Genomic DNA, 20778 nt, shown 5'->3' on the forward strand with positions numbered 1-20778 from the left:
GTGCTACGTTACGCCCAGACAGGCCGGGGCCGAATAGCCAATGGGGTGGGATATCAGGAGACCAATCGCGCCATTCCCGGACGATTGGTCTCCTTGCTGGCAACACGCTTCATGAACGCCGCTGCCACGTTTTGCGGCTTGCCCCGGCCGCTCAGCGATCTAGGATGAGCAGGAATAATCACAAGGAGTCATTCATGTTCGCCGGATTCCAGAAAGACCAGCGCCAGGTCAATGGTGTGCAGATCGCCTACCGCATCGGTGGCAACGGGCCGGGGTTGCTGTTGTTGCACGGGCACCCGCAAACCCATGTCATTTGGCACAAAATCGTCGAGCGGCTGAGTCAGCGTTTCACCGTGGTCGCGGCCGATTTGCGCGGTTACGGCGACAGCGGCAAACCCCTCGCGACGGATGACCATTCCAGCTATTCCAAACGGGAGATGGGCCGCGACATGGTGGCGTTGATGCGCGAACTCGGGCTGCCGAGGTTCTCGATTCTGGCCCACGACCGGGGTGCTCGCGTGGCGCATCGACTGGCGCTGGATCATTCCGATGCCGTCACTCGCATGACCTTGCTCGACATCGCCCCGACGTTGGCGATGTACAGCCAGACCAACGAAGCCTTCGCCCGGGCGTACTGGCACTGGTTCTTCCTGATCCGCCCGGCGCCGCTGCCGGAAACATTGCTGGAAGCCGATCCCGAGCAATACCTGCGCAGTGTCATGGGCAGCCGCAGCGCCGGGTTGACGCCGTTCACCGACGAAGCGTTCGCCGAATACCTGCGCTGCGCCAAGCTACCAGGCACCGCACGTGGGGTTTGTGAGGATTACCGCGCCAGTGCCACCATCGACCTGGAGCACGACCGCGCCGACCTCGATGCAGGTCATCATCTGCAATTGCCGCTGCAGGTGCTGTGGGGCGAGGAAGGCACGGTGGGCAAATGCTTCGACCCGCTGAAGGAATGGCAACAGGTCGCTACCGACGTGCGGGGCAAAGCGTTGCCGGGTGGGCATTATCTGGCGGAAGAAATTCCGGAAACGCTGATGGCTGAGGTGATGCCGTTTTTGACGTTATAATTGAGGCGAATCAGTCACCGGTGATCCAGATTCGTTTGTGAGTCTTCGTGTGGCGGAAGATCTTCTTCACGCCCCCGATTCTGTGCTGAAGCGCAGTCCTTTGTAGGAGTGAGCTTGCTCGCGATGAGGGATGTGGCATCGATACACATTGGGATGTTGCACCGTTCATCGCGAGCAAGCTCACTCCTACAGGGATGGATATCAGACAGCAGGCAGCAGGCAGCAACAACCTTCAATCCTCACCCGCCTCCAACACAAACCCCTCCGGCATTTCCCCCGCGTATTCATTCACCACCTCCCGCGTCAGCCCGACGATGTCCTCTACCAGTTCCATCCCGGCGCCGGTTCGCCAGCTTGCAACGATGTCCATCACTGGTGGCAGGGGCACGTTTTCGATCTGGGTCAACACGCCCTGCGTCAGTTCCCCGCGCACCAGGGTGACCGGTAATGCACCAATACCGAACCCATCGCGCACCAGTCGGGTGATGGCCGAGGCCGAGTTCACGCAGTTGATGCGCGGGGTGATGATGTTCGCCGTGTGCAGCATGTTGAGGATGTCCTGGTGGGGCCGCGAGTTGCGCGAAAACGTGACGATCCGCTCCTGCGCGATCTCTTCCAGCGTCACGTCCGGCCGGTCCAGCGGCGAGCCGGTCGGCACCACCCAGTGCAGCGGATAGCGCGCCAGCATCGCGTTGCGCACGCTGTCGAAGCGCAGGATGTCGGTCTGGAAAATGATGTCCTGGTAGCCCTTTTCCAACTGCGAACACAGGTTGCTCGCCGTCTCGGCGGTCAGCTCGATTTCCAGATTCGGGTAACACTTCATCAGGCGTGTTACCAACGGACTGAGCCAGGTGTGTATCACCGTATCCATCGCGCCGATGCGGATTCGGCCCCGCACCTGGCTGGGGTCCTTGATCGCCGCCTTCATGTTTTGCAGGGTGTCCATGATGTGCTCGGCGTATTCCAGCACCCGCAATCCTTCGGACGTCAGCGACACGCCCTTCGAGTCCCGCACGAACAATCGCACGCCCATTTCGTCCTCCAGGGCCGCGATCCGGCTGGAAATGGAGGCTTGGGTGCTGAAGAGTTTTTCGGCGGTCAGGCGAAAGCTTTTCAGCCGTGCGACCCAGACGAAGGTTTCCAGAAACTTGAGATTCACCGAGCGATTTCCTTGAGCGATTGAGCGGCGGCGCGGGCAGTCGAAGGCGGCTTTTACCTTCGTCATCTGCGACAGGTGCCTCCTACGGTCAGCAGGTTACATGCCACTGCCCCAACAGAAATTTTTATGAGGCATAGCGGTTTTTTCCCGTTGGACGCCACGCGCCAGGCTGCCGAAAGATGACCGCCGACACGAGAAAGGTACGACGCCGGGGCCGAATCACTTCGCCCCGACCCACGCGTCCAGCCTTCAGGGTCGGGGTCTTTCGACGCCCGACCTCATTCATCAGCTGCGCTCTGCCAGCAGTCGGTCGTTACCGCTGCGCGCTCATGGGAAGAGGCTTCAATGACACATAACAACCAAAAATACGTCTGCGCGTTGCTCGTTGGCGGCGCGACGCTGACTTGTGGATTGACCGCACAGGCCGATTTTTTCGGCGACAGCAAAGGCGAGCTCGAAGCCCGCAACTTTTACTTCAACCGCGATTTTCGACAGACAGGCGCTCGGGACAAGGCCGAGGAATGGGTGCAGGGGTTCCTGCTGCGTCTTCAATCGGGCTACACCCCTGGCACCGTCGGCTTCGGCCTCGATGCGCTAGGCATGGTGGGGTTGAAGCTGGATTCGGGCGACGGCACGGCGGGCACCGGATTGCTGCCCGCTGACCTGTCGTCCGGTGGCTCGCAAGATGACTACGCCAAGCTCGGCCTGACCGCAAAAATGAAGGTGTCGAAGACGGAGCTGAAAGTCGGCTCGCTGTTCTTCAAGGACCCGGTGATCAATTCCAACGACACCCGCCTGTTGCCCCAGACCTTTCGCGGCGGGCTGTTGACCTCGAAGGACCTGAATAACTTCACCTTTACCGGCGGTCACATCGACCGCATCAAGGCCAACAGTTCCTCGGACTTCACCGAGATGAGCGCCAACCGCATCGGTGGCACCAGCAACGATTTCAACTTCGGCGGTGGCGAGTATCAGGTCACCCCGCAACTGGCGTTGAGTGCCCATTACGGCCAGCTGGAAAACGTTTATCAGCAGTATTACGGCGGGTTGGTGCACGTGCTGCCGTTGGGCGTGGGGCAGAGTTTGAAGTCCGACATCCGCTACGCCAGCAGCCGCGAGGACGGCAACTTTCGCGACCTCGACAACAAGGCCTTGGGTTCGATGTTCACCTACAAGGTCGGCGCCCAGGCCTTCGGTTTTGGCTACCAGCGGATGACCGGGAGCGATCCGTTTCCCTACATCACGGGCAGCGATCCTTACCTGGTCAACTTCATCCAGATCGGCGATTTCGCCAACGCCAAGGAGCGCTCGTGGCAGGCGCGTTATGACTATGACTTCGCAGCGCTGGGGCTGCCGGGCCTGACGTTCATGACCCGCTACGTGTCCGGCGACAACGTCGAACGTGCGGCGGGCGGCGAGGGCAAAGAGTGGGAGCGCAACATGGACATCGGCTACGTGATCCAGAGCGGTGCGTTGAAGAACCTGGGCGTGAAATGGCGCAACGCGACCGTGCGTTCGAACTTCGGCAATGACCTGGACGAAAACCGGCTGATCGTGAGTTACACGCTGCCCCTGTGGTGAGTCGCACGCCCTTGTACCGGCACGCCGCTGTAGCAGCACCACAAGCCGGGCTGCTACAGGTTCGCGTCGGCTGTTCTTCCGAGTCACAACATCGAGATTCCCATCATGCAAACCGCTATCAACCTCTGGCCGCTGCTGGGCGTGCTGGTCATCGTTCTGGGCTTCGTCCTGCGTTTCAACCCGATGCTGGTGGTCGCCCTCGCGGCGCTGGCCACGGGCCTGGCGGCGAGCATGCCGCTGGAAACCGTGCTGGCGACTATCGGCACCGGCTTCATCAAGACCCGCACCTTGCCGCTGATCATCCTGCTGCCCTTGGCCGTCATTGGTCTGCTGGAGCGCCACGGCCTGCGATTACACGCCCAGAACTGGATCGCGCGCTTCACCCGCGCCACCGCCGGACGCCTGCTGATCGCTTACCTGTTCGTGCGTGAAACCACGGCGGCACTGGGCCTGACCAGCCTCGGCGGGCATCCGCAAATGGTTCGTCCGCTGCTCGCACCAATGGCCGAAGGCGCTGCTGAATCACGCTTCGGCAAGTTGCCCGAGGCTTTGCGCATCAAGCTGCTGGCGCTGTGCGCGGCCACCGATAACGTCGGGCTGTTTTTCGGCGAGGACATCTTCGTCGCCTTTGGCGCCATCGCCCTGATGCACACCTTTCTCCAAGGCTCGGGGATCGACGTCGATCCGATGCACATCGCGGTCTGGGGTATTCCGACGGCGATCTGTGCCTTCGTGATTCACGCCATTCGCCTGCACCGTTTCGATCAGCGCCTCAGTCGCGAACTCAAGGCATTGCCGCAGACATCCCCGGTCGCTCAGGAGGTGACGCCATGATCCTGTCCATTCAATACCTGTACTGGCTGGCCGGTGTGATTCTGGCGATCACCGCGTTCATGACCGTCACCGACCGCAGCAACCCCAAGCGCTGGACCACCGGGCTGTTCTGGGGGCTGTTCGCGATTGCGTTTCTGATCGGTGATCGTTTGCCACCCGTGTGGGTTGGCGTAGGCGTGGTGGTGATGGCGCTCATCGCGGGCTTCGGCGGCGTCGGCTTCGGCCAGCACGATAACCTGCCGGACAAGGCGCGGCGGGAGAGTGCAGGGCGCCTGAAGAACAAACTGTTCATTCCGGCGCTGGCGATTCCGCTGGTGACGGTGATCGGCGCTGTCGTGCTGAAAAACCTCAAGTTTGGCGATGTGTACTTGCTCGATCCGGCCAACAGCACCTTTGTTTCACTGGGGATTGGCAGTCTGGTGGCGTTGGCCTTGGCGTGCTGGCTGACCCGCGACACGCCGGTGCAGGCCATGCGCGAATCTCGACGCCTGACTGAAGCGTTAGGCTGGGCGCTGGTGTTGCCGCAAATGCTAGCGATGCTGGGGCTGGTGTTCAACGACGCGGGGGTTGGCAAGGCGGTGGCGCACCTGGCGACGGCCTACATCAACCTGGATTTCCGCTTGGTGGCGGTGATGGTCTACGTGTTGGGCATGGCGCTGTTCACGATTGTCATGGGCAACGGCTTTGCAGCGTTTCCGGTGATGACCGGCGGCATCGGCGTGCCAGTGCTGGTGGGCATGTACGGCGCCAATCCTGCGGTGATGGCGGCCATCGGCATGTTCTCCGGCTACTGCGGCACGCTGATGACGCCCATGGCTGCGAACTACAACCTCATCCCGGCGGCTTTGCTGGAGTTGCCCGACAAATACGCCGTAATCAAGGCTCAGATACCGACGGCGTTGGCGATGTTGGTGGTGAATATCGTGTTGTTGTATGGCCTGATGTAGAGCGCTTGGCTTTTGATTCTGCCCGCAGGGCGTTGGAGCAAGCTTGCTCGCGATCTGCTGCGAAGCAGCTGTAAAACCTGTAGACCCTGTACACCTGACACGGCGCATGCACCGGTTTTGCTGCCGGTTCCCGGCAGATCGCGAGCAAGCTTGCTCCTACGGCCTCTGGCCAGAATCTGGAGCGGATCGTCGCGTACTCGGCGTTTTCCGTAAGCCAATACCCTCATCGCAAACGATTGCGACCACCGGCTGTCTGAATCCATCAGCAGCCTCAACCTCTCTAAATCCGGGCTTTCAACGGGTCAGGCAGCGATGCCTGGCCCGTTTTTGCGTGTGGCCGGTGAAAGCCCCACAAAATAGAGGTTGAATAGTCACAATAAATGTTATTTAAATAACAAAAATAATATCGCGTCGGCGGTTCGGTTTTGCGATCCCTGCGCGTACACAAGGTAATGACACACATGAACAAGATCGCGGTCATCGGCAGCAACATGGTGGATTTGATCACCTACATCGACCGGATGCCGGCTCAGGGCGAAACCCTGGAAGCCCCGAATTTCGCCATGGGCTGCGGCGGCAAGGGTGCCAACCAGGCCGTGGCGGCCGCCAAGCTCGGCGCTGAGGTGCTGATGCTGACCAAGGTCGGCGACGACATGTTCGCCGACAACACCCTCGCCAATTTCCAGCGCCACGGTATCGACACCCAGTTCGTGCAGCGGGTGCCCGGCGTCTCCAGCGGCGTTGCGCCGATCTTCGTGCAGAGCGATTCCCACAACAGCATCCTCATCGTCAAAGGCGCCAACGCGCACCTCAAACCCGCTGACATCGACGCCGCTCAAGCTGCCTTGCGCGACTGCTCGCTGATCGTCCTGCAGCAGGAAATCGAACTGGAAACGGTCTACCACGCCATCGATTTCGCCAAGGCCAACGACATTCCTGTACTGCTCAACCCGGCGCCTGCGGTCAAGGGTCTGAGTCGTGAACACCTGCTGAAACTCGACTTTTTCATCCCCAACGAAAGCGAACTGGCCCTGATCACCGGGCAGGTCGTCGACTCCCTCGAATCCGCCCGCTCCGCTGCCTTGAAGCTGGTGCAGGACGGCATTCGCCACGTGATCGTGACCCTCGGTGAACAGGGCGCGCTGTACGTGGGCGAGGAGGGCGAGTTCCGTGTCGAGGGCCTGAAAGTCGACGCCCGCGACACCACCGGCGCAGGCGATGCCTTCATCGGCTGCTTCGCCCGGCACTGGAGCGAAGACGGCGACATGCGCCGCGCCATGACTCAGGCCGTGGCCTATTCCGCCTGCTCGGTCACGGGCCTCGGCACCCAGAGTTCCTACCCGGACGCTGCCACGTTCGGGCGCTTTCTCGACACCTTCTCTTCAAAAAATACGCAATAAGTCACTCATGAGCCGCCGCGCTTTGGCCGGTCACGCTGACGGCCCGGCGCGGCATCCCGCACTTCACGGAGAACAACAATGACAAAGCCCGCGCTCCAACAATCACCGGACGGGTTCTACCTGAACCGCACGCCCTGGTTTGCTTTTATCCTGCTGTGCTGCTGCTTCGCGTTGTGGGCGGCAGCGGCGAGCATGAACGACGTGCTGATCGCGCACTTCAAGAAGGCCTTTCTGCTCAGTGATTTCCAGACCGCTTTCGTGCAGTCGGCGTTCTACCTGGGCTACTTCTTCGTGGCGATTCCGGCGGCGATGGTCGTCCGGCATTTCAGCTACAAGACCACGATCCTGATCGGCCTGCTGCTGTACATGGTGGGCTGCTCGCTGTTCTTCCCGGCTGCCTCGATGGCCACGTACGGGATGTTCCTGCTGGCGCTGTTCGTCATCGCGGCGGGCCTGTCGTTCCTCGAAACCGCGTGTAACACCTACTCCACGTTGATGGGGCCTCGCGAAACCGGCACCCGTCGCCTGAACATCTCGCAGACTTTTCACCCCTTCGGCGCCATGGCCGGGGTGTACGTCGGCAGCTTCGTGATGTTCAAGGACACCGACGCCACTCGTGAGCAACTGACCCAGATGAGCGCGTCCGACGCGGCGATTCAGCAGTTGCAAATGATCCAGTCCACGCTGCTGCCGTACAAATGGATGATCGCGGTGCTGATCCTGATGTTCGTGCTCATCGCTTTCACCAAATTCCCGGCCTGCAAGGGCAACGTCAAAGAGAACGTGAAGAAGAGCAGCATCGGCCAGAGCCTGTCCCGCCTGTGGCGCAACCAGCGTTTCACGTTTGGCGTGGTCGCGCAGTTTCTTTACGTTGGCGCGCAAGTGGGCGTGTGGAGCTTCACCATTCGCCTGGCCATGCAGATGGGCGGGATGAACGAGCGCAGCGCCTCGTGGTTCCTGCTGACCACCTTTGCGGCGTACTTCGTCGGCAAGATGATCGCCAACCTGCTGATGCGCAAACTGCACCCGGCCAAAGTCCTGGCGATCTACGGCGTGCTGACCATTGTCCTGCTGGCCTACACGATTCTGGTGCCGAACATCAGCGCCGTGTACGCGGCGGTGGGCGTGAGCATTTTCCTCGGCCCGTGCTGGCCGACCATTTACGGCCTGACCATTGATGGCCTGGGCGAAGACACCGGTGTCGGCGGTTCGCTGCTGGTGATGAGCATCGTCGGCGGCGGTGTGATGCCGATCTTCCAGGGCCTGCTGTCCGACGCGACGCACGGCAACATGCAGATCGCCTACAGCGTGCCGCTGCTGTGCTTCGTGGTCATCGTCGCGTACGCCATCAAATGCCTGCGTGACCCGAGCAGCGAAACGGCGCCGGTCGGTGCGGTGACCGCCTCATGAACACGACTGTCGCGCTGTTTCCCGAGCTGTTTACAGGGGATGAGAAGACCCTGCTGGAGTCCGCCGACTTCCGCGTGCTGGCCTGGACCTACCCCAGTGGTGTGAAGGCGCTGGCGCTGGAGAACAACCGTGGCCGCGTCGTGGTGCTGCCGTATCAGGGGCAGATGATCTGGTCGGCGGTGTTCGACGGCTGTGATCTGACCATGCGCAACATGTTCGAGCAGCCGCGCCCGAGTCCGACCGTGATCGGCACTTATGGCTGCTTCATGTTTCACAGTGGCATGTTGCGCAACGGCTGCCCGACACCCGAGGACGACCATCCGCTGCACGGCGAAATGCCCTGCGCACCGATGGACCGCGCCTGGCTGGAAGTGGGCACGGATGCGGCGGGCGCCTTTTTGCGCCTCGGCGGCGAGTACGAATACGTGATGGGCTTTGGCGATCACTACCGCGCCCGGCCCAGCGTGACCTTGCGTTCGGGCTCGGCGCTGTTCGACATCGGCATGGACGTGCAGAACCTCGCCGGCAAGGCGATGGAGCTGATGTACATGGCGCACATGAACTACGCGTACGTGGCGGACGGGCAGTTCGTCGAGCCGCTGGGTGTCGAGCGCACGCGGGTGCGCAGCAGCGTGCCGGCTCATGTGAAGCCGACCCCGGCGTGGACTTCGTACATGGCCGAACTGACCGGCGATCCGTCGCGGTTGAACACGTTGAATACGCCCGAGCTGTACGACCCGGAGATTGTGTGTTTCTTCGATGGCGTGCAGACGGACGCAAAGGGCGACGCGCATTTCCTGCTCAAGCACCCGGACGGTCCGGCGTTCTACACCCGCTATCAACCGGCGCAGTTCGGCCGTGCGGCGCGCTGGATTTTGCACAACGCCGATCAGCAGGTGGCCGCGTTCGTGCTGCCTGCGACGTGCGAGCCGGAGGGGTATCTGGCGGAAAAGGCCAAGGGCAATGTGCGGGAATTGGGGGCGGGAGAGAGGGCGTCGTTCAGCGTGACGACGGGATATCTGGCGGCTGGGGAAGTGCGGCAGTTGGAAGGGAATCTGAAACGCTGATGGCTCTATCGCGAGCAAGCTCACTCCTACAGGTTCAACCGCGTTTTACCAGGTAAACACGGTTCACCTGTAGGAGCGTGGCTTGTCCCGCGATCTGTCGGGCACCGGCAGCAAACCCGGCGAATGCGTTCTGTCTGGTGCAACGCGTTTGCCGATCTCACGACTGCTTTGCAGCTGATCGCGGGACAAGCCACGCTCCTACAGAAGGAAACCGCGATCGACCTGTAGGAGTGAGCTTGCTCGCGATGAGGTCAGCGCACACAGCATCAATCTCGAAGACTGATCACACCACCAGTTGCGCCCCATACCCCTGAATCAAGTCGCGGTACGGCTTGGGCAGTTTCTTGTCGCTGACCACCACCTGGAAATGCTCCAGCGTGGCGAAATGCGCGGTGCGTACGGCGTCGAATTTGGAGTGGTCGGCCAGCAGCATGCAGTGCCGGGCCTGACGCAAGACCTTCTGCTTGACCTCAACCTCATTGAAGTTGAAGCAGGTCACGCCGAATTCGTCGCTGACCCCGGCGGCCGAGACAAACGCCCACGTGAGGCGAATGCCGTCGAGGATGCTGGCTTCGCTGTGGTGTTCGAAGACCTGGTTCTTGCGGTGGAAACTGCCGCCGCACAGGACGATGTGGCAGTTGGGTTTCTGTTGCAGTTTCAGCAGAACGTTGAGGGAGTTGCACACGGCGGTGAACTCCAGCTCTTCGGGGATGAAGTCGATGACGAAGGGAATCGTCGTCCCGCAATCGAAAAACACCGTGTCGCCGGGTTTGATGAACGCGGCGGCCAGTTTACCGATGCGGCGCTTTTCCTCGACGTGGCGCGTGCCTTGCTCAGTGACTTTGTAATCGCTGGCTTCCGACGGATCGAACGCCAGGGTGATGTGCCCGCCCAGCAGGTGGAATTTCTCCGGATGACGGCCCAGATCGCGACGCAGGGTCATCTCCGAGACGTCCAGCAGCGCGGCCATTTCACGCAAGTGAATGGCCTTTTGGTCCTGCAGGGCTTGCTGAATCAGTTTGATACGGTCGGATTTCTTGTTGTCCACGGTGGTTCCGGCTGTCGATTATCGTGATATAAAAGTAACACAGTCTGTTATATTCAAAACATTGTGACGAGCAGGCAAGCGCTCCTTGCTTGCCGCTTTAAGCTTACCGCTAACCACTGCTTCTGAAGGAAGAGTCAATGAAGATCGAACCCGCCGCGCTCGCGCAGTATATCGACCACACCTTGCTGGCCGCCGATGCTTCCCGCGCGCAGATCGCCACCTTGTGTCGTGAAGCGCAGGAACATGGATTCTATTCGGTGTGCGTCAACTCTGGACAGGTGCCATACGCGGCGTCGTTGCTGACCGGGCAGAAGGTCAAGGTCTGCGCCGTGGTCGGCTTTCCGCTGGGCGCCGGTTTGAGCGACACCAAGGCGTTCGAAGCGAAGCAGGCGATTGCTGCCGGTGCGGGCGAAATCGACATGGTGCTGAACGTCGGCGCGCTGAAGGACGGCTTGCTGGATGTCGTGCGGGATGACATCGCAGCGGTTAAAAATGCCTGCGGCGCGGTGCCGTTGAAAGTGATTCTGGAAACCTGCCTGCTGGACGACGCGCAAAAGACCGCCGCGTGCGAGATCTGCCGAGAGCTGGACGTGGCGTTCGTCAAAACCTCCACCGGCTTCAGCCGCAGCGGGGCGACGCTGGAAGACGTGGCCCTGATGCGCAAGGTGGTCGGTGCAGGCGTGGGCGTCAAAGCCTCCGGTGGCGTGCGGGATTATGCGACAGCGGTGGCGATGATCGAAGCGGGCGCGACGCGGCTGGGCACCAGTTCCGGCATTGCGATTGTCAGCGGCGCGCCTGCGTCGGGTTCGGGTTACTGATCGTTTAGTCAAACACCTATGCCTGTGGGAGCGAATGCCTGTGGGAGCGAATTCATTCGCGATGCGATGTTCGATGCGATACCTCTCTAGCGGATGCACGGCGTCTCGGCGGAATGCCGCCCAGAATGAATTCGCTCCCACCGTAGGCTCCCAAGGCTCCCACAGGGGAATGCCGGTGACCGAATGGGCGTTTTCTGCCCACCCCTTTCGGCAGAAGGCACTGACCCTTTGCCGCAATGAATGGCAAACTGCCGGAGGTCTCACTCGATCTCCGGAATCCATCGCTCATGCCGCAATTCTCCCTGGCGCATTTCAAGGCTCGCTGGTTCTTCTGGCTGTGCATGCTGTTGATCGTCGTCGGCCTGCCGGTCGGCTGCGCGGCGTTGCAGCACAAGGAGCGGGAGCTGGTGTTCATGATCGAACCCGGCACCGCCAGCTGGTATCACGGCATTCCTGCCGATGTGCAGGAGCTGGAACTCAAGGCGCCGTCGTTCGGCGTGTCGCAGAACATTCACGCGTGGTGGTGGCTGGCGGAGAAAAAAGACGCGCCTGCGATCCTTTATCTCCACGGCTCGCGCTGGAACCTCACCGGGCAATTTTTCCGCATCGAGCAACTGCACGCGCTGGGCTTTTCGGTGTTGGCCATCGACTATCGAGGCTTCGGCGAAAGCAAAGGGCAACTGCCGTCCGAAGCCTCAGTGTATGAAGACGCACGCATCGCGTGGGCGCGGTTGAAACAGCTGCAACCCGATCCCCGCAAACGCCTGATCTATGGGCACTCTCTCGGTGGTGCGGTGGCCGTGGACCTGGCCTCGGAGCTGGGGCGCGATGCGCAGAAGGGCGACGAACCGATTCAGGCGCGGGGGCTCATCATCGAGTCCACCTTCACCAACCTCGCGGACGTCGCGGCGTCTGTCGCGAGCACCCGCACGTCATTGCCGGTGCGCTGGCTGGTGTCGCAGAAATTCGATTCCATCGACAAAATCGCCGAGATCCACATGCCCCTGCTGATCGTGCACGGCGCGGCGGATCAGTTCGTCTCGCCGCGTTTCAGCGAGCAGTTGTTTCAGGCGGCACAGGAGCCGAAGAACCTGCTGATGGTGCCGGGCGGCAATCACAACAACAGCATGAACCTCGGGCGGCAGGCCTATGGTCAGGCGATTCAGACGCTGCTTAACGAACAAGCGCCGCCGGTGCATGCGTCCAACGATTCCGCAGCGCCAGCTAAACAGGCGGGGTGAGGGTGAGGGGTGTATGCGGTTTAAACCAGTACAAGGGAACCCATGCCACGCCTCAGTTTTCGCAGCGCCACGGGGCATCAGTGGGAGCGAATTTATTCGCGAATAGGTGTTTCAGGCGACGGAGATGTATCGTCAGTGCCGATGTCTCGCGAATGAATTCGCTCCCACAGAGGTCCCGGGGCGCCCTGAATTCTGAGGCTTGACGCGTTCAAACTGTGGGAGCGAATTTATTCGCGAAGAGGGAGTACATCCGACGCATATCATCGACCGTACGCTTTTCGCGAATAAATTCGCTCCCACAGATCGATCTCAACATGGCTGAATCACTGAGCCGCCTGGTGGCTCACCGAGAACGGTTTGTTGCGCACCACGACCTTGCCGGGATGGCTGTCCGGCACCGCAAAACCCTTCAATGCTTCCAGCAGTTTTTCCGGGTCTTCGATGGGCAGTTCGGCCAGTTGGTGCGGCGTCAGGTTCCACCACTGGCTCGCCAGCAACCCTTCGATGATGTGCGGCTCGAAGCGATAACGCTGCACTTTGGCCGGGGAGCCGACGACGATGGCGTACGGTGGTACGTCCTTGGTGATCAAGGATTGCGCGCCGATCACTGCGCCGGTGCCGATGGTGATGCCTTCCAGAATCAACACGTCCATGCCGATCCACACGTCGTGGCCGATCACGGTCTGTTTGACCTCTTCGTGATGTGCCATACCCGCCTGCTGCTGACGCAACCCGCCCAGCGCGCTGTGGGTGCTGAGCCATTCCAGCGGGTGGGATTTGCGGTTCTGGCCGATGGTCACGTCGCGGGCGATGGAGCAATAGCGGCCAATGCTCGCGACATTTTGCAGCTCGGTGCCGCTGACGATGTCGGTGTAGGCGCCGATGCTCAGGCGCTCCGCGTTGATTTTTACCTGATGCAATTTCACGCCGTGTTCCAGCGTCAGCTCCATGTCCCGCCGCAGGCCCCGGATGCCACTGTCCAGACGGCATTTGTTCTGGGCCAGCCCCTGTTTGAGTTGACGATCGAGGAGTACGCGGCGCAGGAAATTCATGAAAGGCACGTCCGTTTGAAGGCAATGAGAGGGGCGCTTTTGCAGATCATTGGCGAGGCTGCGTTACCGATGCGCGGCTCTTTTTGAGAAAGACTGGTGTAGGAAAAGTCGGGAATAGTCGCATATCTCGCCCTTCATCGACAGTCGGGCTGCCTGCCATTCCCAAGCACCTCGCCAAGTGGTATCTGTGTTCGCCTGTGTCAGTTGTCGATCACGAGCCGCGCCATGGACAAGTATTCAAACGGAGAAGCCCACCTCGCGCATTCCGAGCGGGATTGGGTCGTGCGCGCCCAGCCGTTGCCGAACCTGGAGCGCATCGAAGCGTATTTCCACGGCCACGGTTTCGAGATGCACCGCCACGACACCTACGCCATTGGCCATACGCTGTCGGGGGTGCAGAGTTTTCAGTACGGCAAGGACAAGGTGAATAACCTGCCGGGGCAGACCATCGTGCTGCACCCCGATGAACCCCACGACGGCCACGCAGGCACCGAAGACGGTTTTCGCTACCGGATGTTTTACCTGGAACCGGCGATGATCCAGCAGGTGTTGGGCGGCAAGCCGCTGCCCTTCATCAAGGGCGGGGTGTCCCGTGACCCTCGGTTGTTCAGGGCGAGCCAGACATTGTTGAAAGACCTGCACAACCCGTTCGAACCGCTGGAACTGGACGACGCAGTGTTTGATTTGACCGTCGCCTTGCAAGACGCTGCAGGCGTGAGAAGAGGGCGGCAATCCACCGACTACGCCGCCGCCGAGCGTGCCCGCGAACTGCTGATGGCCAGCCTTGAACAGGGCGTAAGCCTGGAAGCGCTGGAACAGGCCAGCGACACCGACCGCTGGCGCCTGTCCCGGGATTTTCGCGCGCTGTTCGGCACCAGTCCCCATCGCTATTTGACCCTGCGACGCCTCGATCTCGTGCGCCATTCGATTTCGTGCGGGGTGTCGTTGAGCGATGCATCGTTGATGGCGGGGTTTGCCGATCAGAGCCACATGACCCGACATTTCGTGAAGACGTTTGGGTATCCGCCGGGGAAGTGGCTGAAAATGCTGGACGTCCGAGCCGATAGACGGTTCGCGTGTACACGACCCCTGTAGGAGCCGGCTTGCTGGCGAAAGCGGTGTGGCATTCACTCCGATGTTCTCAGAACTGACGTATTCGCCAGCAAGCCGGCCACAGATCGTATTCCTGCAGATCGTGTCTGGGTCGACGGGTGAATCGCGATTAGACGGCGGTCTGCCCACCCGGCATCAACACCGCAATCAACGCCCTGACCACCCCTGGCAGGGCGTCCAGTTCCCTCACCAGAATGCTGCGCTCACGCACCGCCCACGGCTCGTCCAGTTGAACAGTGACCAGCTTCATTGTCCGGCTATGCCGCAACGCGGCGGACTCGGGAATGACGCCGATTCCGACCCCCGCTTCGACCATCCGGCAGATCGCTTCGAAGCTCGACACCTGAATCCGCAATGACAGGTTCAACCCCAGTCGCTCCACGTGATCACGCAGAAAACTCAATAACGTGCTGCCTTCGTGCAGGCCTATGTGCTGAAACGCCAGGGTTTGCTTCAACGTGACTGTCTTCTGGTTCGCCAGTTCGTGGCCTTCCGGCACGGTCAGGACGAGGCGGTCGGTGCTGAAGTGGATCACCTGCAATCCGGCTGCTTCCACAGGCCCGGCAATGATGCCCATGTCCGAGCTGCCGTCCAGCACGCCGCGCACGATGTCCCGCGACAAACGCTCTTGCAGGTCCACCGTCACGCCGGGACGCTGGGCGAGAAAGCCTGCCAGCACTTCGGGGAGGAATTCGGTCACCGCCGTGGTGTTGGCGAAGATGCGGATGTGCCCGGCGGAATCGGTGCCGTAGGTGGTGAATTCGCTTTTCAGGTAATCGACCTGGCTCATGATCAGCCGCGCGTGCTTGAGCAGGCGCTGACCGGCGGGGGTCAGTTCGACGCCACGGCTGTCGCGGTACAGCAGGCGCGTGTCGAGCTGGCTTTCCAGTGCCTTGATCCGGGCGCTGGCGGCGGCTGGGGAGAGGAAGGCGCGGCGGGCGCCCTGGGTCAGGCTTGGGGATTCGCCAATGTGGATGAAGAGGCGCAGGTCAGCCAGGTCGAAGTGCATGGGGATGTCCGGACAGGTGAAGGCGTTCAGCATAGATGAACGCCGGTATACGCAAATGCAAATTCACAGAATGCCGATAGGCTCTCATGATCCGCTCATAACAACAAATTGCAGAGGGTTCTCTCACATGAGTGCGTCAGAGTCGCCGGTGGATTTCAGCGCCTGGATCGGTCGGACCGAAGAGGCTCGGGATCACCTGAGCCACAACCTGATCAAGCGCATCGCCGCCACGTTCGGTGAGCCGGTGCCTGCCGATGGCGACGCGTTGCCGCCGCTGTGGCAATGGTGTTTCTTTCAGGACCCGGTGTTCGAATCGCAACTCGGCGCAGACGGCCATCCCGCTCGCGGCGGGTTTCTGCCTCCCGCTGACAATCGCAACCGCATGTGGGCCGGTGGCCGGGTCGAGTTCATCCGGCCGCTGACCGTCGGCGCCGATGCCCATCGTCTCTCGACCATCCTGCACATCGAAGAAAAGCATGGCCGCACCGGCTCGCTGCTGTTCGTCACCCTGCGTCATGACTATTCGCAAAACGGCGAACTGTGCGTGCGCGAAGAGCAGGACATCGTTTACCGCGAGCCCAATCCGCCGAAGCTCAACAGCGGTGAAGCGCCGGAGCAGGGCCACTGGAGCGAGACCATCGAGCCGACGCCGACCCTCTTGTTCCGCTATTCCGCTGTGACCTTCAACGGCCACCGCATCCATTACGACTACCCGTACGTCACCGAAACCGAGGGCTATCCAGGGCTGGTGGTGCACGGTCCGATGATCGCCACCTTCAACCTGCGGGCGTTCATCCGCGCCAACCCCGAGGCGCGCGTGCGCCATTTCGCTTATCGCGGTGTGCGCCCGCTGAACGTGCCGACGCCGTTCCGCGTGGGTGGTCGCATCAGTGAGCCGGGCAAGGCGCAGCTGTGGGCCGGTAACGAAGCGGGCGTGGCCCAGAGCGCCGAAGTGGTGTTTGACTGAGCCGCCTTCGACTGAATCTCTTCCTTTATAGAGCGGGCCGTCGCGCCGCTGCCAGATGTGAGCACAGACCATGAGTCCATACGATAACGAAGACCTCAATGCCATCCGCGAAGGCGTCCGCGCCCTGTGTGCCGAGTTCCCGGCCGAATACTGGCGCAAGATCGACGAAGAGAAGGGTTTCCCGGAAGCCTTCGTCAAGGCGTTGACCGACGCGGGCTGGCTGTCGGCGATGATCCCGACCGAATACGGTGGCTCGGGGCTGGGCCTGGCGGAAGCCTCGGTGATTCTCGAAGAAGTCAACGCCTGCGGCGGCAACTCCGGCACCGTGCATGGCCAGATGTACAACATGTTCACCCTGCTGCGTCACGGCAGCGAGGCGCAGAAAAGCTACTACCTGCCAAAACTCGCCAGCGGCGAACTGCGCCTGCAATCGATGGGCGTGACCGAGCCGACCACCGGCACCGACACCACCAAGATCAAGACCACCGCCGTGAAACAGGGCGACAAGTACGTGATCAACGGCCAGAAGGTCTGGATCTCACGCATTCAGCATTCCGACCTGATGATTCTGCTGGCCCGCACCACGCCGTTGGCCGAGGTGAAGAAAAAATCCGAAGGCATGTCGATCTTCCTCGTTGACCTGCGCGAAGCCATCGGCAACGGCCTGACCGTTCAGCCGATTGCCAACATGGTCAATCACGAAACCAACGAGCTGTTCTTCGACAACCTCGAACTGCCGGCCGACAGCCTGATCGGCGAAGAGGGCAAGGGCTTCAAATACATCCTCGATGGCCTTAACGCCGAGCGCACCTTGATCGCCGCCGAGTGCATTGGCGACGGCCGTTGGTTCACCGAAAAGTCCGCCGCCTATGCCCGCGACCGCGTAGTGTTTGGCCGCCCGATCGGGCAGAACCAGGGCGTGCAATTCCCGATTGCCGAAGCCCACATCGAAATCGAAGCCGCCGACCTGATGCGCTGGCGCGCTTGCGAAGAATACGACAGCGGCAAGAACGCGGGCGCAGCGGCGAACATGGCCAAGTACCTCGCGGCCAAGGCGTCGTGGGAAGCAGCCAACGCTTGCCTGCAAACCCACGGCGGCTTTGGTTTCGCCAACGAATACGACGTCGAGCGCAAATTCCGCGAGACTCGTCTGTACCAGGTCGCGCCGATCTCAACCAACCTGATTCTTTCCTACGTTGCCGAGCATTTGCTCGAACTGCCACGCAGCTTCTGAGGACACCGAGATGAGTCATACCCAAGCAAGCCACACTCAGGTACTGGCGGGCTTCCTCGCCGAGCTGAAATACGAGCAGATCCCTGGCCACGTGCTGGATCGCACCGAAGACCTGTTCCTCGACTGGATCGGTTCGGCGCTGGCCAGCCAAGGCGCCCGCCCGATTCCCGTTTTCGAGCGTTACGCCGAACGGGTCGGCCCGGCGAGCGGCAAGGCGAAAATTCTGGTGAACGGTCGCGGTACGTCGGCGTATTTCGCGGCGCTGGTCAATGGCGCGGCGTCGCACCTGGTCGAACAGGATGACCTGCACAACAGCTCGGTATTGCACCCGGCGACCGTGGTGTTTTCGGCGGTGTTGGCGGTGGCGCAGGACCTGGACAAATCCGGGCAAGACCTGCTGCTGGCGTCGGTGGCGGGTTACGAGGCGGGGATTCGCATCGGCGAGTTCATGGGCCGTTCGCACTACCGCATCTTCCACACCACGGCCACTGTCGGCACCCTCGCCGCCGCCGTGGCGGTGGGCAAGCTGCTGAACTTCAATCAGGAGCAGTTCATCAACCTGCTCGGCACCGCAGGCACACAAGCGGCGGGCCTGTGGGAATTCCTGCGTGACGCGGCGGATTCGAAACAGCTGCACACCGCCAAGGCAGCGGCTGACGGTGTGCTGTCGGCGTACCTGACCGAAGACGGCCTGACCGGCGCGCGCAATATTCTGGAAGGTGATCAAGGCATGGCGGCGGGGATGTCCACGGACAGCGATCCGTCGAAGTTGTCGGATCGTCTGGGCTCCCGTTGGGCGCTGGTGGAGACCTCGTTCAAATTCCACGCCTCATGCCGCCATACCCATCCGGCCGCCGATGCGCTGTTGCACCTGATGCAGCGCGAAGGCCTGCGCCATGACCAGATCGCCAAGGTCGTGACCCGGGTTCACCAAGGCGCGATTGACGTGCTGGGCCGGGTCGATGTGCCGCAGACCGTGCACCAGGCGAAGTTTTCCATGGGCGCGGTGTTGGGTCTGATTGCCGTGCATGGAAGCGCGCAGTTGATCGAATTCCGCGATCTGGCGCTGGTGGATGCCGACGTCGCGGCCTTCCGCGAGAAGGTGACGATGGAGATGGACCCTGAAGTCGACGGCGCTTACCCGGCACGCTGGCTGGGGCGCGTGATCGTCACCACCACCGACGGCCGCACCCTGACCGCCGCCATCGACGAACCGAAGGGCGACCCGGGCAACACCCTGTCGCGGCCTGAGCTGGAAGACAAGGTGCAGCGTCTGCTGGCGTTCTCCGGCGCCCGCTCGGTGGAGCAGGGCAAGGCGTTGATCGAGCGGGTCTGGCAGCTGCGCGATGCGCAGTCGTTGAGCGATCTGATTTAAGGCATGCGCCGAACCTGTAGGAGTGAGCTTGCTCGCGATAGCGGTGTGTCAGTTTGAGTATTCGGCACAGGCAGATCGCAATCGCGAGCAAGCTCACTCCTACAGGGATGCGTGAGAGGTGGAAAACATGACTCAAAACAACCCCCGTCCTCTGGACGGCATCACCGTCGTCAGCCTGGAGCACGCCATTGCGGCGCCGTTCTGCACGCGCCAGCTCGCTGACCTCGGTGCCCGCGTGATCAAGGTCGAGCGCCCTGGCGTCGGCGACTTTGCCCGTGGCTATGACCAGCGCGTCGACGGTCTGGCCTCGCACTTCGTCTGGACCAACCGCTCCAAGGAAAGCCTGACCCTCGACCTGAAACAGGGCGAGGCGGGCGACATTCTGGAATCGCTGCTGGGCCAGGCCGATGTGGTGGTGCAGAACCTTGCGCCCGGCGCCGCCGCACGCATGGGCCTGTCGTTCGAGGCGTTGCACGAACGCTTTCCCCGCCTGATCGTCTGCGACATTTCCGGCTACGGCGAAGGCGGCCCTTATGAAAAGAAGAAGGCCTACGACCTGCTGATCCAGAGCGAAGGTGGCTTCCTGTCGGTGACCGGCGGCCCCGGTGAAAACGACATGGCCAAGGCCGGTTGCTCCATCGCCGACATCGCTGCGGGCATGTACGCCTACACCGGCATCCTCTCGGCGCTGATGCTGCGGGACAAGACCGGCAAAGGCAGCCGCATCGACGTCAGCATGCTGGAAAGCCTGGTGGAGTGGATGGGCTACCCGATGTACTACGCCTACAACGGCGCGCCGCAACCGCCTCGGGCCGGAGCATCGCACTCGACGATCTACCCGTATGGCCCGTTCCCGACCGGGGGCGGTGGCACGATCATGCTCGGGCTGCAAAACGAGCGGGAGTGGGCGCTGTTCTGCGAGAAGGTGCTGCTGGACAAGGCGCTGGCCACCGACGAGCGTTTCTCGGCCAACTTCAAGCGTTCGGAAAACCGCGAGGTGCTGCGGCAGATCATCGTCGAAGGCTTTGCCACGCTGAGTGTGGATGACGTGGTCGCGCGGCTTGAAGACGCGCAGATCGCCAACGCCCGAGTCAACGACATGCAAGGCGTGTGGGATCACCCGCAACTCAAGGCCCGCGACAGCTGGCGCGAAGTGGACAGCCCGTCCGGCCCGTTGCCGTCGTTGCTGCCACCGGGCCGCAACGCCGCTTTCACCCCGCGCATGGACGGCGTGCCGGGGCTGGGGCAGCACACGGCGAGCATTCTGGGCGAGCTGGGTTTCAGCGCCGACGACCAGGCGCGGATGGCGAAGGCCGGGGTGGTTTAGGTCGCCGTCTGGCCGCGATTTTATGGCGGACCCGGTTTCACTGTGGGAGCGAATTCATTCGCGATTGGCCGGTACATCTGACGCATTTTCATCGGTCTCAACGACGTCTCGCGAATGAATTCG

At 61.6% G+C, this 20778-nt stretch carries 18 protein-coding genes; 14 read left to right on the plus strand and 4 right to left on the minus strand.

The annotated features are described in order from the left end of the window. Positions 1–194 precede the first annotated feature (194 nt). Positions 195–1073 carry an alpha/beta fold hydrolase gene (locus ACWKWE_RS12240; protein WP_483850664.1) on the plus strand — a complete coding sequence of 293 codons (879 nt, stop codon included), beginning with the start codon at positions 195–197 and terminating at the stop codon, positions 1071–1073. 232 nt (positions 1074–1305) lie between these two features. Here ACWKWE_RS12240 and ACWKWE_RS12245 read toward each other — a convergent pair whose 3' ends face one another. Next, positions 1306–2232, minus strand: coding sequence for a LysR family transcriptional regulator (locus ACWKWE_RS12245; RefSeq protein ID WP_483850665.1), 927 nt, complete (start codon positions 2230–2232; stop codon positions 1306–1308). A gap of 345 nt (positions 2233–2577) precedes the next feature. Between ACWKWE_RS12245 and ACWKWE_RS12250 the strand changes: the two genes are divergently transcribed. The 6 genes from ACWKWE_RS12250 to ACWKWE_RS12275 all read left to right on the plus strand — a co-directional run bounded on the left by ACWKWE_RS12250 (position 2578) and on the right by ACWKWE_RS12275 (position 9471). Further along, positions 2578–3813, plus strand: a complete 1236-nt coding sequence (locus tag ACWKWE_RS12250) for an OprD family porin (RefSeq protein ID WP_483850666.1) — start codon at positions 2578–2580, stop codon at positions 3811–3813. Positions 3814–3918: 105 nt separating this feature from the next. Then, positions 3919–4647, plus strand: a complete 729-nt coding sequence (locus ACWKWE_RS12255) for a DUF969 domain-containing protein (protein WP_401144161.1) — start codon at positions 3919–3921, stop codon at positions 4645–4647. After that, positions 4644–5594, plus strand: a complete 951-nt coding sequence (locus ACWKWE_RS12260; protein ID WP_483850667.1) for a DUF979 domain-containing protein — start codon at positions 4644–4646, stop codon at positions 5592–5594. The genes ACWKWE_RS12255 and ACWKWE_RS12260 overlap by 4 nt, the downstream gene beginning before the upstream one ends. A gap of 461 nt (positions 5595–6055) precedes the next feature. Continuing rightward, the gene (gene rbsK, locus ACWKWE_RS12265; protein ID WP_483850668.1) at positions 6056–6994 is read left to right on the plus strand and encodes a ribokinase; all 939 of its coding nucleotides are present in this window, start codon (positions 6056–6058) and stop codon (positions 6992–6994) included. A 78-nt stretch (positions 6995–7072) separates the two neighbouring features. Beyond that, complete coding sequence (fucP, locus tag ACWKWE_RS12270; RefSeq protein WP_483850669.1) at positions 7073–8404, plus strand: L-fucose:H+ symporter permease; 1332 nt, start codon at positions 7073–7075, stop codon at positions 8402–8404. Next, positions 8401–9471 (plus strand): aldose 1-epimerase family protein, encoded by a 1071-nt coding sequence (locus ACWKWE_RS12275; protein WP_483850670.1) that lies wholly within the window; start codon positions 8401–8403, stop codon positions 9469–9471. Before fucP ends, ACWKWE_RS12275 begins: the two co-directional genes overlap by 4 nt. A 283-nt stretch (positions 9472–9754) precedes the next feature. Here the strand turns inward: ACWKWE_RS12275 and deoR are convergent, their stop codons facing one another. Beyond that, the gene (gene deoR, locus ACWKWE_RS12280; RefSeq protein ID WP_483850671.1) at positions 9755–10519 is read right to left on the minus strand and encodes a DNA-binding transcriptional repressor DeoR; all 765 of its coding nucleotides are present in this window, start codon (positions 10517–10519) and stop codon (positions 9755–9757) included. Positions 10520–10656: 137 nt separating this feature from the next. On the opposite strand from deoR, the gene deoC reads away from it, so the two are divergent. Both deoC and ACWKWE_RS12290 read left to right on the plus strand, forming a co-directional pair. Next, on the plus strand, positions 10657–11337 hold the full coding sequence (deoC, locus tag ACWKWE_RS12285; protein ID WP_166595077.1) for a deoxyribose-phosphate aldolase: 681 nt from the start codon (positions 10657–10659) through the stop codon (positions 11335–11337). 287 nt (positions 11338–11624) lie between these two features. Continuing rightward, positions 11625–12578: an alpha/beta hydrolase gene (locus ACWKWE_RS12290; protein ID WP_166595078.1), complete on the plus strand. Its 954-nt coding sequence runs from the start codon at positions 11625–11627 to the stop codon at positions 12576–12578. A gap of 323 nt (positions 12579–12901) precedes the next feature. Here ACWKWE_RS12290 and ACWKWE_RS12295 read toward each other — a convergent pair whose 3' ends face one another. Continuing rightward, the gene (locus ACWKWE_RS12295) at positions 12902–13630 is read right to left on the minus strand and encodes a CatB-related O-acetyltransferase (RefSeq protein WP_166595079.1); all 729 of its coding nucleotides are present in this window, start codon (positions 13628–13630) and stop codon (positions 12902–12904) included. Positions 13631–13855: 225 nt separating this feature from the next. Between ACWKWE_RS12295 and ACWKWE_RS12300 the strand changes: the two genes are divergently transcribed. After that, positions 13856–14725 (plus strand): AraC family transcriptional regulator, encoded by an 870-nt coding sequence (locus tag ACWKWE_RS12300; protein ID WP_483850672.1) that lies wholly within the window; start codon positions 13856–13858, stop codon positions 14723–14725. A 127-nt stretch (positions 14726–14852) separates the two neighbouring features. Here the strand turns inward: ACWKWE_RS12300 and ACWKWE_RS12305 are convergent, their stop codons facing one another. Continuing rightward, positions 14853–15752, minus strand: coding sequence for a LysR family transcriptional regulator (locus ACWKWE_RS12305; protein ID WP_483850964.1), 900 nt, complete (start codon positions 15750–15752; stop codon positions 14853–14855). Positions 15753–15879: 127 nt separating this feature from the next. Here ACWKWE_RS12305 and ACWKWE_RS12310 point away from each other — a divergent pair, with 127 nt between their 5' ends. From ACWKWE_RS12310 to ACWKWE_RS12325, 4 genes are all read left to right on the plus strand, one after another. Beyond that, complete coding sequence (locus tag ACWKWE_RS12310) at positions 15880–16719, plus strand: HTD2 family dehydratase (protein ID WP_341963840.1); 840 nt, start codon at positions 15880–15882, stop codon at positions 16717–16719. 70 nt (positions 16720–16789) lie between these two features. After that, on the plus strand, positions 16790–17953 hold the full coding sequence (locus ACWKWE_RS12315; RefSeq protein ID WP_401144143.1) for an acyl-CoA dehydrogenase family protein: 1164 nt from the start codon (positions 16790–16792) through the stop codon (positions 17951–17953). 10 nt (positions 17954–17963) lie between these two features. Next, on the plus strand, positions 17964–19328 hold the full coding sequence (locus ACWKWE_RS12320) for an MmgE/PrpD family protein (RefSeq protein ID WP_483850673.1): 1365 nt from the start codon (positions 17964–17966) through the stop codon (positions 19326–19328). Between the two features lie 127 nt (positions 19329–19455). After that, entirely contained in the window at positions 19456–20655 is a 1200-nt protein-coding gene (locus ACWKWE_RS12325; RefSeq protein WP_483850674.1) for a CaiB/BaiF CoA transferase family protein, read from the plus strand. Positions 20656–20778 lie beyond the last annotated feature (123 nt).

The sequence above is a fragment of the Pseudomonas salicis genome, assembly GCF_057128705.1.